The 14767-nt window shown below is 73.3% G+C and carries 15 protein-coding genes; 6 read left to right on the top strand and 9 right to left on the bottom strand.

The genetic code is table 11. The annotated features are described in order from the left end of the window. Positions 1 to 47: 47 nt before the first annotated feature. From K1J57_RS32160 to K1J57_RS32145, 4 genes are all read left to right on the top strand, one after another. A complete protein-coding gene (locus K1J57_RS32160) occupies positions 48 to 341 on the top strand; it encodes a hypothetical protein (RefSeq protein ID WP_220565962.1) in 294 nt (97 codons plus the stop codon). 222 nt (positions 342 to 563) lie between these two features. Then, a complete protein-coding gene (locus K1J57_RS32155; RefSeq protein WP_220565961.1) occupies positions 564 to 1379 on the top strand; it encodes a hypothetical protein in 816 nt (271 codons plus the stop codon). 612 nt (positions 1380 to 1991) lie between these two features. Further along, positions 1992 to 2264, top strand: a complete 273-nt coding sequence (locus tag K1J57_RS32150; RefSeq protein ID WP_220565960.1) for a hypothetical protein — start codon at positions 1992 to 1994, stop codon at positions 2262 to 2264. A 91-nt stretch (positions 2265 to 2355) separates the two neighbouring features. Beyond that, a complete protein-coding gene (locus tag K1J57_RS32145; RefSeq protein WP_220565959.1) occupies positions 2356 to 2577 on the top strand; it encodes a hypothetical protein in 222 nt (73 codons plus the stop codon). Between the two features lie 40 nt (positions 2578 to 2617). Here the strand turns inward: K1J57_RS32145 and K1J57_RS32140 are convergent, their stop codons facing one another. Continuing rightward, complete coding sequence (locus tag K1J57_RS32140) at positions 2618 to 3007, bottom strand: hypothetical protein (protein WP_220565958.1); 390 nt, start codon at positions 3005 to 3007, stop codon at positions 2618 to 2620. 478 nt (positions 3008 to 3485) lie between these two features. Here K1J57_RS32140 and K1J57_RS32135 point away from each other — a divergent pair, with 478 nt between their 5' ends. Further along, complete coding sequence (locus tag K1J57_RS32135) at positions 3486 to 4037, top strand: hypothetical protein (protein ID WP_220565957.1); 552 nt, start codon at positions 3486 to 3488, stop codon at positions 4035 to 4037. 19 nt (positions 4038 to 4056) lie between these two features. Here the strand turns inward: K1J57_RS32135 and K1J57_RS32130 are convergent, their stop codons facing one another. The 8 genes from K1J57_RS32130 to K1J57_RS32095 form a co-directional block, all read right to left on the bottom strand. Beyond that, the gene (locus tag K1J57_RS32130; RefSeq protein ID WP_220565956.1) at positions 4057 to 4671 is read right to left on the bottom strand and encodes a hypothetical protein; all 615 of its coding nucleotides are present in this window, start codon (positions 4669 to 4671) and stop codon (positions 4057 to 4059) included. A 116-nt stretch (positions 4672 to 4787) separates the two neighbouring features. Further along, a complete protein-coding gene (locus tag K1J57_RS32125; RefSeq protein WP_220565955.1) occupies positions 4788 to 5315 on the bottom strand; it encodes a hypothetical protein in 528 nt (175 codons plus the stop codon). Positions 5316 to 5378: 63 nt separating this feature from the next. After that, the gene (locus K1J57_RS32120; RefSeq protein ID WP_220565954.1) at positions 5379 to 6026 is read right to left on the bottom strand and encodes a hypothetical protein; all 648 of its coding nucleotides are present in this window, start codon (positions 6024 to 6026) and stop codon (positions 5379 to 5381) included. Between the two features lie 393 nt (positions 6027 to 6419). Then, positions 6420 to 8123 carry a hypothetical protein gene (locus K1J57_RS32115; RefSeq protein WP_220565953.1) on the bottom strand — a complete coding sequence of 568 codons (1704 nt, stop codon included), beginning with the start codon at positions 8121 to 8123 and terminating at the stop codon, positions 6420 to 6422. A gap of 332 nt (positions 8124 to 8455) precedes the next feature. After that, the gene (locus K1J57_RS32110; RefSeq protein WP_220565952.1) at positions 8456 to 8788 is read right to left on the bottom strand and encodes a hypothetical protein; all 333 of its coding nucleotides are present in this window, start codon (positions 8786 to 8788) and stop codon (positions 8456 to 8458) included. Between the two features lie 88 nt (positions 8789 to 8876). Continuing rightward, complete coding sequence (locus K1J57_RS32105) at positions 8877 to 9857, bottom strand: hypothetical protein (RefSeq protein ID WP_220565951.1); 981 nt, start codon at positions 9855 to 9857, stop codon at positions 8877 to 8879. Between the two features lie 304 nt (positions 9858 to 10161). Then, positions 10162 to 13308, bottom strand: coding sequence for a PHP domain-containing protein (locus K1J57_RS32100; RefSeq protein ID WP_255647289.1), 3147 nt, complete (start codon positions 13306 to 13308; stop codon positions 10162 to 10164). 323 nt (positions 13309 to 13631) lie between these two features. Next, positions 13632 to 14030 (bottom strand): hypothetical protein, encoded by a 399-nt coding sequence (locus tag K1J57_RS32095; RefSeq protein WP_220565949.1) that lies wholly within the window; start codon positions 14028 to 14030, stop codon positions 13632 to 13634. Between the two features lie 242 nt (positions 14031 to 14272). Between K1J57_RS32095 and K1J57_RS32090 the strand changes: the two genes are divergently transcribed. Continuing rightward, the gene (locus tag K1J57_RS32090; protein ID WP_220565948.1) at positions 14273 to 14434 is read left to right on the top strand and encodes a hypothetical protein; all 162 of its coding nucleotides are present in this window, start codon (positions 14273 to 14275) and stop codon (positions 14432 to 14434) included. Positions 14435 to 14767: the final 333 nt, after the last annotated feature.

The raw sequence follows: 14767 nt of genomic DNA, 5'->3' as shown, positions 1-14767 counted from the left end.
GGTCGTGGCTGATCGCCCTGGCCTGCGCGGGGTTCAGCGTGTACACCATGCCGCTCAAAGTCCCGGCACCGGCGGGCGTGTTCCTGGCCGCGGCGGCCTGCCTGGTGATCGCCTACGGAGCGCTCGCCGACCAGCGGGTGCTTCCGCACAGCGCCATCAACGGGCCGGTGGCGATGTGGGCGCTGCTGGTGTCCTGCCCCCTGGCGCCCGCCCTGGCCACAGCGTGGGGGCAGGGAACGGTGTACGACGTCGTGACCGGCGCCATCGTGGGCGCCACCCTGGGGTTCCCGGTGTGGCCGGGCCTCGTGCTCGTCCAGGCGACCGGGTGTGCACGCCGTTGACCGGACATTCCCCGGTCGACGGCCCACCCGGCCCCGTCTCCGCTCATGGCGGATCATCTCCGTGCCCGCCCGGATGTCCGCGGGCCCCGCTACGGTGAAACACACCGCACCTTCGAGGTGCGGCCGCACCCACAAGGGTGCTCATCGTCCCTTCGAGGGGCTCCCCGCTCCGCCCGCGCCCGGGCGGGGCCCGGTTCCGCACGCCCTCGAACGGAGACACCCGTGTCCTTCACCCTTGACACCGCCTTGGTGCCCTACGCCTTCGCCGACAGCCCGACCCGGCTGGCCGATCCGCCCGAGCTGGGGCACATCGTCCGGGTGGATCTGGCCCGGGAGCGCATCACCGCGCGCCTGGCGCTGCCCGAACACCTGTCGGCCGGCGACGAGGGGCGGTTGCGCCCCGACCCGCTTCCGCAGCCGCCCGCTGCGGGAAAACCGCTCTTGCAGGACTTCCGGCTGACCCTGCCGCCCGCTCCGGCCGCCGCGGTGGAGGCGTGGCTGACCGGGGTGCTCGCCCCGCTGGCGGCCACGATCCGCGAGGGCGTGACCTGGCTGGAGCCGCCGGACCTCCACGACGCCGAACCCCGCCGGCCCCTGGTCACCGGCTTCGCCCCCGCGGCCGCCGTCGCCTTGGCCGAGCTGGCGCAGGCGCAGGAAGCCGCATGGGACCAGGGGTTGGACACCGCCACGGCCGTGCCCGAGCCGTGGCGGGCCTACACCTGGCACCAGGCTTGCCGCTCCGAGCGCGGTGGTGACGACCACGGGCTGCTGGGCGGGTTCACCCTGGGTGGCGCCCGGTACGTGCGCATCTCCGGCGGTGGGAGCATCCGGCAGTGGTGGACCGGCGCCCCGGCCGAGCTGGCGCGGCTGCTGGTGAAGACCACCCCCGCCTGGGCCCTCCGGCCGCACCGCAACCAGGGCGTGGCCGTGCTGGTGTGGGACCGCCCGGACCTGGCCCTGGCGGCGCACGACATCGAGACCGGGCAGGCGCCGGCACCGGTCGCGGTGGCGGAGGCCGTCGCGGACGCGCGCCTCTAGGCGAGCACTCCGGTACCCCGGGACCAATAACTAGGGGACACACATCGCCGGGGACTGGTGGTACCCGGGGGCTCACGCCCCCGGGACCCCCTGTTCCGGCCGGGAACCCGGCGCCGACCGGATGTGCGGGCGGCGCGGGAGGCAGGCGCCGGAACCCCGCCCGGGCCGAGGAAGCCCCTCGCGCCGCGCATGGTTCCCGCACAACCATTTTTATGTGATTTAAGCCACACAGCGATGAGCCTTGGGATTGCTCATCCCACTGGACAGGGGTAACGCGACAAAGCTACTCTTGACTTGCCCTTAGCGGAGCTTTGCCTAAACACATCTTGATCTTGTTTTGCCTGGTCAGAGCGTTGCACTCGACCCGGCGGCCGGACGGCCCCGACCTCGCGTCGGGGCCGTCCGCGTACCCGACCCCCCGACCGACCAGCGACCGGGAGACCTGCACCGACCGCCCACCGGCGGCCCGACGAACACGCGCACCCATAACCGAACGACGGCCGATCCGCAGCGATCGGCCGTCGGCGTATCCACCCCGGGGACGGCCCACCGCGCCGCGCCCCTGTCACCCATGTCCGATTCCGCCTGCCTGTCCGAGAGGAACCTGTCGACGTGTCCGCACCCTCCACCGTCCGCCGCCGGGCCCGAGGGCTGATCGCCCTGCTCTTCGGCGCCGGGGGACTGAGCGCCCTCGCCGCCATCGCCCAAGCCCTGGCCGACACGATCCCGCCCCTGCCCGCCTGGGCGTGGGCCCTCCTGCTGCTCGTGGCCCTGCTGGCCCTGGTCTTCGTCCTCGCGCTGGCGGTGCTGCGCGCCTGCTGGCCCTCCCAGTCCGCGCACCGCATGGAGCTGATCAAGGCGCTGACGCGCCGCAGCGCTCCCTGACCTCCGCTGTTCCCCAACGACGGCGGGGCCTGCCCTGGAATGGGCCGGCCCCGCCGCGGCATGTCACTCGCACAGAACCAGGAGATCCGTGATGTCCGACTACACCCCCCGCAAGCGCGTCCGCGGCTACCAGCGCAAGGACGGCACCTACGTGCGCGGCCACTACCGTTCCCGTCCCGGCGCCGGCGGCCCTCCGTCCCGGGGCGGCGGCTCCCGGGGCCGGGGCGGTTCCTCCGGCGACTTCGGTTTTCTCCTCGGGGCGCTGCTGGTCCTGATGATCATCTTGGGGGCCATCGCGCAGAACGTGGCCTGACCCCTCCGGGCCGCCCCGTGTGCGCGGGGCGGCCCGGCCCTCACTCCGGGCCGGGTCCGGGGCGGCCTCCCCTGGCGCCGGCCGGCAGACCGCTGGGGGTGGTGCCGCGCAGGTGCGGCGGTGACACCCGCCACCCGTAGCCGTAGTGGTGGCGCAGGTACCGGTTCCGAGTGGCGGTGCGGGAGAGCCCGACCAGGCGTGCCGTCACCACGTAGGACATCCCCAGCCCGTCCACCAGGTGCACGATGGCGGCGGTGTCCACATCCGGGCGCGGGCGTGAGCCGCGGCGGCGGACCTCCACTCCGTGCTCACGCAGGTGCCAGCGCACGGTGGAGGGGTCCCGCTCGAAGGCGCGGCCGATCTCGTAGCTGGTGTACCCGAGCCGGTACAGCTCGGCCATGAGTGTGCGGTCGCGGTCGCTGTGGTCCATGGATCCGTCCCTGTTCGTCCAACGCCGAAAGGCGGCCCGCCGCCTGGGCGGGCCTTCACCGGGTACTTCAACGTGGACGGCCCGGGGTGTCTCGGGTGGGCCGTGGAAGGGGCCCAGGGTAGACCAGGCCGGGGACACGCGACGTGAACGGCGCCGGCGGGCCGCTGCTCCCGTGTTCGCCGATGGCCTCCGCCCGTGGGCGCCGGCGGGCTAGACTCACGAACAGGCCGCACAGGGGAACGCTCGATGGTGTTCCGCGCTCGCGTACAACGATCAGCCTGTGCGGCCTCCCCGCCTCCGCGGGGGTATCGCAGCACCGCCGGCGCACCGGCGCCGGTGAAGGACACCCCGGCTCTGCCCGGGGGAGTCGTGGCGGCCCCGCCCGGGGCCGAGGATCACAACCGCTCCTTGCACAGGGGCGGCGGGCCCGTGTGCCTGCCGTCCCGGTTCGGATTCCTCGGCCGGAAGGGCACATCTCATGGCAGCGCCGCAGCAGCACGTCACGACCGCGCTCACCAAACGGACCAGGGACGGGCGCACCGTCCGCGTAGAGGTGGTGCACACTGTGCGCCCCACCGACCTGGGTCGCCAGGACGACGTGGTCCTCATCGCCTCCCTGGACGGGGTGGAGCTGGGCCGGGGCTGGGCGCTCACCCACCCCCGAGACCTTCCCGCAGGAGCGACGGCCGCGCTCGGCCGGGCGGCGTTCACCGCAGCCGAGGCCGCCCAGATCGAGGCCGCACTCAAGGCAGTGCGGTCCACCGTCCCGCCGAACCTGGAACAGGCCCGCGCCCACCTGGTGGAGGCGCTCCGGGCCGCGCAGGACATCGCGACCGAGGCGGCGGGCCGGGCACACGACGCCGGAGAGCTGGACCCCTACCTCTCGCCCCGCGGGGACTCCGGCCGCCACGAACAGGCCGTCACCGACGCCCTCCAGGCCCTGGAGGCGTTCGACCGTGAGCATCCCGAGCTGGTGGCCGCCCTGGAGCGCCGACGCCGGCAGGACGTGCTTCGGTGGGCCCAGCAGTAAGAGAGTGTGCGGGCGCCGGTCAGCTCGCCGTGACCAGCAGGCCGCGCAGCAGAGCCCCGGTGGGGGTCAGCACGTATCCGCCGTCGGCGGGCGCCTGGTAGGCGTAGCCGTCCAGCTCCTGGCCGGGAACCCGGGCGGCGCGCCCCTGGTGGTCGAACGCCGCCAGCTCGGCCAGGTGCGGCAGTAGCGGGGGAGCCCACGCGGTCCCGGTCAACAGGGGGATCCGGACCGGGCCCTGGTGGCCCTCGAACGCCCACAGCTCCACCGGGACGCCCAGCTCGTGGAGGGCGCGGGCGGCGGGCAGCAGCAGGACGGACAGCAGGTTCCTGGGGTCGGTGCCCACGTCGAACCGGACCATGTCGGGGTCCTGGTCGCAGATCAGTCGCAGCAGGAGCCCGAGCTGCCCCCAGGCGAACGCGTCGTGGCCGGCTCCGACCAGGTCCAGCACGACGGCGGCGGGCATGGCCAACCGGGTGGTGGGGGTGATGCCGGTGAGGACCTGTACGGGGTCCTCGCCCGTCAGCGCGCCGACGGACTCGATGAGGTGGTCCAGGTCCTCGCCGATGGCCACCAGCGGCTCCTCCGGGCTCATCGGCAGCAGCGGCACCGGCGCCGAGGACGGTGCGAACACCACATGAGCAACCACTCTTTTCACTCCTCTAACAGGTGTGGGCACCGGTAGCTCTCGGACGGTACCGCGCGAGCCCGGCCGCAGGGACCGGAATTCGGTGCTCGGAAGCGGGGGCGCCGTCACCGGGGGTGAACGTGTTCCCGGCGCAGCGGTGTCCAGGACGTGCGGCCGCTGCGGCACTGGACCGTGACGATGAGCGGGGCGCTGTTCTGGTCTTGGCGCCAGTGCGCGGGCACCGCCCAGGGAGGGGGCGGGGTGGCGGTGAGCCTCAGCGCGTAGAGCTGCCGCACGGCGACGTCGGTCAGCTCGACGGTGCGTCCGTCCCCCTGGGAGAGCTGGTAGGGGCCCCACAGCTGCGCGTCCAGGTCCTCCTGGGTGGGTCCGCCGGCGACCACGGGGGACCGCGGGTGGTCGTCCTCCAGACGGACCTGGAGTGTGTCCAGGCGCTCCAGGGAACGGGGTCCGGTGACGGTCACCTCCAATACGGCACGGTCGCCGTCCTGGCGCCGGACGGCGACGTGTACGTGCGGGGTGAGTTCGTCGTGGCGGCGGTCGGCGTCGCGCCGGTGCTGTGTCAGCTGCGGGTACAGGGCGATGCCCGAGATGAGCAGGCTGAGCAGGGAGATGATGAGCGCGGCGAGGGCCATGCGCGGATCCTAGGGCCATCCGTGCCCGCCCCGGCCGGGGTGTCCAGTTGCGGCCAGGGCCGGTCACGGAGCAGTGGGGTCCACCGCCTGGAAGGTGGGGCAGGGTGCAGCCAGGCGGCGGCCCTGGCCGTCTCGGCAGACGGGGCACACCATGGGGGATCGGGCGCCGCGGGCGGTGCACCGCCACGTCTCGGTGAGGAGGTCGAAGTGGTGGCGGCGCTGGTCGGTGAACACGTCGCGGCCGCACGCGATGCACTCGGTGTCGCTGCCGTGGGGGTCCAGCAGGGCGCGGGGGTGCTCGGGGACCGGCTTGTGCAGAGCGCGCACGGTTTTCACCTGGCGTTCGAGGCGTTCGGCGCGGGTGCGGGCGCGCGCGGCCTGGGTGCGCAGGGTGGATAGCTCGCTCTCGGCTGCGCGGGTGCGCTGTTCGGCGTCGTGGGCGGTGCGGGTCAGGGCGACCAGGTCGGGCAGGTCTTTCACGGGGGCGGTGGCGGCGGCGCCGACGAGCCGCACGCTGCGGGGCGCCCGGGGGTTGCGGGTGATCATCCCGAGGCGTTCGAGGGCGCGTACGTGGTGGGTGACGCTGGAGGCGCTTGCCAGGCCGGCCCGGGCGCCGATCTCGCGCAGGGTGGGGGCGTGGCCCATCTCCTGGGTCAGGGCGGCGATGGCGTGCAGGACGGTGCTCTGCGGGGCGGTGAGGAGCTGGGGCATGGGGGTGCCTTTCTCTAGCGTGCGCAGGAGGCGGGGGATGAGCGTGGCATCAGGGCCTCCGTTCCACAGGCGCGGAACGGCATCATCGCAGATCACACGGACACGTGCGCTACGGCCTGGCCTTGAACGGGGCCCTAGCGGCGGCGTGGGTGGCGGTGGCGCGGGAGCCGTCGGGGCGGTGGTGCGAGTTGAAGTGGTGACCGCCCTGGAGCGCCGACGCCGGGACGTGCTTCGGTGGGCACGGCAGTAAAAGGGGTCCTGTGGGCGCTGGTCAGCTCGCCCCGGCCCGCCTCCGGAAGGTCACCACGCCGTGCCCGACAAGGGCCGGGAGGCGGCGCCTGCCGCCACCGTGTGGTGCTCGGCCGCTTTCGTGCCCTGCGCGGTCTGACCTGGTCAGTTCGTGGAGATCACGGGCAGGTGGCGGCCCAGATACCCGACCACGACCGTCGGGGTGGGACCTTCGGGGTGGGGCAGGAAATGGATGCGCGGGCAGATCCCATAGTCGACGTCGAGTTTGATGTGCGCGAACATCGGCGCCTTCCCGGTCGGGTCGAGGTCGGTGGGGACGGTGAACACGCGTTGGGCGGCCAGGCGCTCGTTGCTGCGGACGGCTTCGGACTCGGTGGTGCCGAGTCTGCGCGGCGGGATGATCCGGTACCCGGTCGGCGCCTGGGTGAGGTAGAGGTGGAAGCCGACTCCCGCCTCGGGGTGGTCCTGCTGGTAGCGGCACCAGTCCTCCAGCGCTTCCATGGCCTGCCACGCCCTGCCCACCCACAGGGCCTCTTTGGCGCGGTCCAGGGCCAGGTCGTGGACCGGCCCCTCGTCCAGGGTGAACACCAGGTGGGGCAGTTCCCCGGACGTGATGCGCTCCAGTAGGTCCTGCACCCGCCGGGGCGGCCCGCTCGATGGGGGCGGTGGTGGTGCGGGGGCTGCGGCGAGCTGGTGCAGGCCGTGTTCGGCGGCCTGGGCGCGCAGCCAGGCGGCTTCGGCCTCGGCACGGTCGGCGCGGTCGGTCTGCCGGTCGCGCTCGGTGGCCAGGTCGGTGTTGTCCTGGTCCAGTTCCTCGGCGCGGGCGGTCGCGGTCGCCGCCAGCGCGGTCAGGCGGGTCACCTCCGTGCGCAGGCGCTCGACCTGGTCGGCCAGGCGGGCGCGTTCGCGTGCCTCGTCGATGACGTCGTTTGCGCCTGCGGGTTTTTGGTCGGTGGGGGAGGAGGCGGTGGTGTACACCAGCGTTGTCGTGTGCGGGTCGGTGTCCAGCTGTGTGGTGTGGTGCTCCAGCTCGGCCAGCACCTCCGCCACCGGTTCGGGTGGGGACGCACGGTGGGCGTGGCCGGTGACCGCGGCCCGGGCCAGGTCGGGGGTGCGGGGGTCGGTGGGGTCGTACTCGGCTACGGCCAGGGCCGGGGGCGGGCCCAGGACGAACAGCCGCCCGGGACGCAACCGCACGTGCGAGGGCAGCAGCGGGGTGACCTCCTGTTGGGCGGCCACGTCCAGGACGTGCACGGCGGCCATGCCCGCCAGGGTCGGCACCAACCCCGCGGGAAGAGGGCGTGGTCCGGGCTGTGCGGGAGCGGGGGAGCAGCCCAGGACCAGCGGCAGGATGCGGGTCGGATCGGTGAGGGCATCGGCCAGGGCCGCGACGCTGCCGGGGTCGCGGTGCAGGACCAGGCGGCCCGGCAGCGAGGTGTGGCCGTCGGCGGCGCCGAGCGCGGCCATGAGGTCGGTCAGGACTTGCGGAGGAAGTATCTGGTCTCCGGGGGCGGGCGGGGTGCGGTGGACGGTGGCCTGGACCCAGGCTCCGGCGGTGGGGGTTTCGACCACGGCCAGGCTCGTCGTCCACCGGTCGTCTCCGCGGTCGGTCAGGACGCTCACCTGTACCCCGCGGGTGCCTTCGTGGCCGGTGTGGGATGCGACCACGACGCGGGAGCGGGCGCTGAGCCGGTAGCGGCCCGGTGCGTCCAGGTGTGGCACGGCTCCGGGGTGGTTGCGGTTGGCCCATCGCAGGATCAGGGGAGCCGCGGTGTCCACCGCCGGACCGTCGCCGGTGCACCGCCACAGGCAGCGGTAGGGGGCGGGGACGGGCGGGACGGTGGGCACGGGGCTCCTTCGTGTGGGCGGGGGCGGGCGTTTCATCATGGCGGGTCGCAGCCTGTCGTGTCGGTCGAGTGGCTGAAGCGGGCGGCCTCGGCTGCCCGCGGGGATGTCGTTGCGCACTGTGGTGGAAGCTGTACGGGTGCTCTGTCGGTGCCCAGCGGGGCCGCCTCACCAAGGCCCGCTGGGGTGTCAGGACAGGCCGGGTTCGCGGGCCGGAGCGGTCACGGCATCGGCCACCGCAGTGATGCTCTGTGGGGTCACCGGCCGCCCCGGTGGGAACAGGGGTGGCCTGTCCGGGGCGGCCGGTGGTGTGCTGCGGGGTCGGCTCCTGTGGGTCAGGTGCTAGCGCAGCCTGCGGTGGTGAGCAGGGTGATGGCCTGGGCCACGGTGATGTCCCGAGCGCCGGTGCGGGTGTGCTCGCGTACCTGGGCGGGCCGCCATACGCCCCCGGTGGGACGCACCCAATGGGTCTCCACGCTGTAGCGCCCGCTCGGATCGGCTGCTGGCCAGAGCACGAACAGGTAGCAGAGGGCGGGGGCGCGGCCCGTGGACGGGGTGAAGCGGATGTCCGTCCGGTAGCGGGCGGTGGTGGCGGCCTGGAGGAGATCGGCCAGGGTGGGTTCGGTGGTGTGCCCGGCTGGCACGGCGCCGGGCTGCATTCGGTGCATGGTCAAGGTCCTCGACGTCGTCAACACGGTCGCGGGTGGCGGCCGCAGCATCGGTGTGCGGCCGCCACCCTGGGGGCGCCTGGGCCGGTCAGCGTTCGGTGAACAGGACCAGCGCCGGATCGGCGTCCGCGTGACCGTCGGCTGCCGCGCCGAGAAGCCCTTGACCGGTTCCGGGGTCGGTGCGGTACGGCAGCACCGTGACCTCGGTGACCGGGTCGCCTAGGTCGGGGGCGCCGTTGTGGGCGACCACGAGGCGCGCGGCCGGGCTCAGGCACTCCCGCTCGGCCTCGAACAGGGCCTGGAGCAGGCCCTTGACGGTGACCGTGTTGACGGAGCCCTGGGGGATGCCGTGCGCTGCGGAGGCGGCCTCTCCTCCGGTGATGAGGTCCACGGCCTGTTCAGGGCGGACTTCCTCGTTGATGCGCTTCCCGCTGGCCGGGTCCCGGCGGTGCACCTCGGCCCGGAACGGGTCCGTGGTGCTGTGGCCCGGGGCCCATTCAGCGCGCAGGGACCACAGCCCGCTTGGGTCTCCGGTGGGCCAGGTCACGCGCAGTTCGGTGACGCCGGTGACAGGATCGCCCGTGAGGCGGTAAGCACGGCCGTGGCACGCGCACAGTTCGGCCAAGGCGAAAGCCGACCGTGGGGCGGCCACCTGGCCGGGAACACGGGTGACCCTGTCTTTCTGGGCCTCGGCGATGAGGCGGGCCCGCATTCCCAAAAGAGAGTCGATGACCTCACGCGCGACCTGCGGCCCTTGCGGGACTTCGCGGCGGTCAGTGGTGGTGTACAGGCTGGTGGGGGTGAAGGCCAGCGAAGCGATGCGCAGTTTGCTGGACAGGTCCACCGTCATGAACAGGCCAGCTTCGTCGGTGTTGGAGGTGTCCCACAGCCACACCTCTTCGACTTCAGGCAGGCTCAGCGGGCCCAACCGGTCAAGGAAGAAGTCCCAAACCTGCGCCCACAGGCACGTGATGTCCTCAGGCAGTGACAGCTGGAAGCTGTCTTGTGGGTGGGCAGCGGCGAACGCCTCCCACTGGACGTCGGTCAATCGCTCATCGGTCGATGGCATGGGTGTCAACCCTTTCGGGTGGTCGAACGGTCGTATCGGTTGATGCGAGAAGGCCAATTCTCCTCATCAACAAGCACTATATTACCATAGTTTCAAGCTGGCGGGTGTTCTTCGCCGCTCCTTGGGCCTCAGAACTCCGGCAACGCGCCAGCAGTCGGTGACCGCCTCGGGCGGGCGCGGCCCATGGTGAAGATCCAGGTCGCCCCCGTACTCCGGAAGCCCTTTCGGCCCTCTCCGACAGGCCCCTGCCGGACGCCTCGGCAGACCCGCCGGCAGCGGCAGGACTGAGCGGGACACGATCCGCTCACCCCAGGAGAGGGCGCACACCGGTGACGGTGAGGGTGGGCAGGGCACCGGGGGCGGCCCGGCGCACCCGGCCCCGGACGACCACCAGCGTCTCCGCTGCCAGCGTGGCGGCGGCATGGGCGGCGGTGTCGGCGAACATCGCGCACTCGGTGACGCCGGTCCGGTCCTCGACGGTGAAGAACACGACCCGCCTTCCGGAGCGAGTGGGCGGGGTCTGGTAGCCGATGCGGCGCCCGGCGACGGTGACCCGGGAGCCGTCGGGGTGGTGGTGCAGGTCCGCGGCGACCACCAGTCCGGTGGGGGATGCGGCGAGTTCGGTGAGGCGGTCCACGTGCGGGTCGAGGTGGTGCCCGCTGATCTCGTACCCCAGGACGCGGGCCTCCTCGGCGAGGCGCTCGGTGTGGGTGAGCGGTAGCGTGCGGCCCGTCGGGATGGGGGCGGGTGCGGCGTCCAGGGCGAGCTGGTCCCCGCCGCCGCCGGCGGCCGCCGCGGTGCGGGGGCGGGCTCGGACCAGGGCGTGGGCGTGCAGCAGGACGTCGCGCCGTCCGGGACCGTCCGGGGTCTCTGCTGCGCAGAGGGCGTCCAGGGCGCCGACCATGATGAGGTCGTCCAGGGCCTCCGAGGGCAGACGGGTGCGGGTGATGAGGTCGCGCAGGTCGGTGTAGGGGCGGCCGGCCAGGAGCCGGTCGCGGTCGGCGTCGGTAAGGGATCCGATGTCGGACAGCGGCGGGCGGATCCCCCGTGCCAGATCGCCGACCTTCTCCACCTGCCAGGTGGCGGCGGAGGTGTGCAGGTCCAGGGGCAGGATGCGCACGCCCATCCGGCGGGCCTCGGCGATGAGGGTGCGCCGCGGGTACATGCCCGGGTGGTGGGTCAGCAGCCCGGCGAAGAACGCGGCGGGGTGGTGGGCCTTCAACCACACAGACTGGAGGGCGGGGGTCGCGAACGCGGCGGCATGGGCGGCGCAGAACCCGTAGCTGCGGAACCCGTCCACGATCTCCCACACCTTGGCCGTGGCATCGGCGGGCCGGCCGCGGGCGGCGGCCGCCGCATGGAACTGCTCGCGGACCTGGGTGAGCCCGTGCGGGGTGGCGAGGGTGCGGCGCATCGCCTCGGCGGCGTCCAGTCCGCACCCGAGGTAGACGTCCAGCACCCGGAGGAGCTGCTCGTGGTAGAGCACGGCGCCTCCGGTATCGGCGAGGACGGGGTCCAGGTCGGTGTGGGGTGTCGGTCGGGGGCTGCCCGCCCGCCCGTCCAGGTAGGCGCCGACCATGTCCACCCCGACCGGGCCCGGTCTGAACAGGCTGATGTCGGCGATCAGATCCTGCATCCCCTGGGGGCGCAGGCGCGAGAGCAATTCGCGCTGGCCACCTGATTCGACCTGGAACGCCCCGATCGTGGCGCTGGTGGCCATGAGGTGCAGGGTCGCGGGGTCGTCCTCGGGGACGGTGTCCAGGTCCGGCGCGGTGCCGGTGGTGGCTTCGATCTGGGCCAGGGCGTGGCTGATCGCGGATTGCATGCGCACGCCGAGCACATCGAGTTTGAGTAGTCCCCACTCCTCGACGTGGTGCTTGTCGGCCTGGAGCAGCGGGTACCCGGCCGGGGAGGGCTGGGAGGCCACCCGGTCGGGCAGGTCAGGGCCGCCGAGGACGAGACCGCACGGATGCATCGCCAGGTGCCGGGGCAGCCCGGCGAGCTGTTCGGCGAGGTCGTACAGGGCCTCGGTCCGGGGGCCCGTGATGGCGCGCACCGCCCGGAGTTCGGGCAGTTCGGCGATGGTCTCCCGGATCCGGTCGGCCCGTACCCGGGGGATCGCGGACGCGATGAGGTCGACTTCGGCGGCGGGCAGGGACAGGGCGGCGCCGGCGTCGCGCAGCGCGCTGCGGGCGCGGTAGGTGTCCACCATGGCCACCGCCCCGGCCGGGCCCGGGTGGGAGGCCAGCACCGCGTCGTACGCCTCCAGGCGGCGGTGGGATTCCACGTCCAGGTCGATGTCGGGCAGCTCCCCGCGTGAGGGGGTGAGGAACCGTTCGAACAGCAGGCCGTGCTGGAGCGGGTCCACGGGGCTGATCCCCAGCAGGTGCACCACCAGGGAGCCGACCGCCGAGCCCCGTGCCGCGCACCGGATCCCTTTCTCCCGGATGGCACGGGCGGCGTCATCGACCGCGGTGAAGTAGCTCCAGTACCCCATCCGGTCGATGACGGACAGCTCGTAGGCGGCGCGCTCGCGCGCGGCGGGGGAACGCTCCAGCCCCAGGCGGGCGGCGCCGTCGGCCACCCGCGCCCGGAGCTGGGCGCGGGCCTCGCGGTGCTCGGGCAGGTGGGCCTGGCCCATGCCGAGGTCGGCGGCCGGGCCCAGGACACAGGACGCGGCCAGGGCGCGGGTGTGGGCGAGCAGCCGGCGGGCGCGGGCCGTGTCCCCTGAGCAGATGCCGACCGCCTCCCCGAACACGGCCTCCTCAGCGGCCGGGTGGGCGCGGCCGGTCTCCGGCTCCAGCTCGGGGATGCCGGGGGCGTGGCTGCGGATCCGGTCCAGGGCCGCGGCCAGCGGCGCCCCGTCGGGGGCGGGGTAGCGGACCGGGCCCGCGGCGACCACCAGCAGGCGGCGGTCCTCGCCCAGGCGCAGCAGGGCGCGGGCGCTCTCGCGCTGGCCGGGGACTCCGTGGTCGTGCACGCCCAGCACGGTGTCGGCGCCGCCGGCCTGCCAGGCGTCCAGCGCCGCGCGGGCCGCGGCCGGGTTCCGGTGGGCCAGCGCCCTGCCGACGTCGGAGTCCAGGCCCAGCAGCACCACGAGCCCGTCGGGGCGCTCGGCCACCATCGCGGGGGTGATCGCGGCCGGGGCGGGCCCGTGGTGGGCGGCGCTCACCAGGCGGCACAACGACCCCCACCCTGTTCGACCGCGGGCCAGTACCGTGGCCCGGCCCCCGCCGGGCACCGCCAGGGCCAGGTCGGCACCCAGCACCGGGCCGAGCCCGACCTGTCGGCACGCGGCGACGTGCTCGGCGGCGCCGATGAGGGTGTCCCGGTCGGTGAGCGCGGCGGTGGTGTACCCGGCGAAGGCCGCGGCGTCCACCAGGGTGCGCGGAGCGGCGGTGCCGTGCCGCAGCGAGTAGAACGAGGCGACCCGCAGATGCAACGCGCACACCCCTCCCCTCTGATGCTGCGGCTCCGGGGAAGTGCGCCGCCGAAAATCGAACCTGTGTTCGATGACTGTAGCGCTGTGCGAGACCACGGAAAACCCGCCTGACCTGCCCTGGAACCCCTGCTGGCGCGGGGATCCCCGACACGGCAGGGCTTTCCGCGGTCGAAAAAACTCCCCGAGGACACCCGGTTTTGTCGGTGGGGACCTCTACAGTGCCCTCGGCGGTTCCCTGCCCGGCCGCTGGCACTCGGGGCGAAGTCGGCCGCCCCCTCTGGCCCCACGCGACCGACGGATGAACGATCCCTGAGACTGCGGCGTGTCGACGATCAGGATCGCGAGGGGCGAGGGTCGTCCGTCGCGGTGATGACCGCGGGCAGGTAGAACACCACAGCCAGCACCGCCCAGCCGAGCCGGCCGGACGGCTCCAGCCCACGCAGGCCCGCCGCCTCGAACGCGGCGTAGACGAGCCCGGCGAGGATGAGCGCGATCAGGGCGGTGAGCCTCCACCTTCCCGGGGCCGCGCGCGAGGACCGCCACCAGATGAGGCAGACCAGGATGAGCGGGTAACCGACCGCCAGCGCGACGCCCAGCGAGGGGCGCAGCATCCAGATGCACAGGGCAGCCCCGGTGGCGGTGAACAAGGTCAGTGCTGCGGCGTTGACGGCGCGGGCGAGGGGGCCGCGTTCGGGCAGCGCGGGTGGGGGTGCGGTGTCAAGAGAGGACATGGCCCTATCCTGACGGCCGGCGGCCCGGTTCGCAGGCGGGGTTGCGTGATCCGTTTTGCCCAGCCAGGGACGAAAGCCCTGTTCGGGTGGCCGCATCCGGACAATGTGCATGTGCAGATGCACGTGCACAACCCTGAACGAGGGCGGTAGATTCCGTGTGCCGGGTGCCGGTCCTGCTCACCCCCTGTGGGGTGCCCCTGGTCGCGGGCGGGAGGGCCCTGCCCGCTGGGTGAGGAGGCACTGTGCGCATCCCCGGTAGAGGCCGCTCCGACGATGAGAGCGGCCGACAGCCGCAGTGGTGGCTGTGGCGCCTGGCTGCGGACGCAGCCCGGACCGTGCTTGCACTGGTCCGGGCCGCCCTGTGGCTGTGGCGCCAGGGAGAGGAGGGACCCACCGGCCAGTAGGGACCTGGCCGGTGGAGTCCCAGGGGAGGGCCCATGCGTGTGCGTCTCAATTCACCGCGCGGGTCCTCCCCTGGCCAGCGTAGGCGCTGCCAGGGCCGTGCGCAGCAGAACCGCCCGTAGGACTCTGCGCCATCCCCGGGGCCCCGAGCGCCGAGAGCATGTCGGCGGACGCCGTTCACCTGGGATGCCCGGTGCGATGGGTTTGGGCTGTTTTCCTGCGGCACCGCACCTGACCTCGGTACGGTAATTCCACATTGTTCTCCTAGCCTGGCCTTGAATCCTTGGTGGCTTGCAGGGGCCGAGGCGCACAATGGGAACGGGGCGCCCTCACGG

Origin of the sequence: Nocardiopsis sp. MT53, from assembly GCF_019598965.1 — a bacterium.
GTDB lineage: Bacteria > Actinomycetota > Actinomycetes > Streptosporangiales > Streptosporangiaceae > Nocardiopsis > Nocardiopsis changdeensis.
Note: the sequence above shows the minus strand (reverse complement) of the source record. Positions and strands in the feature narration are given on the sequence as shown.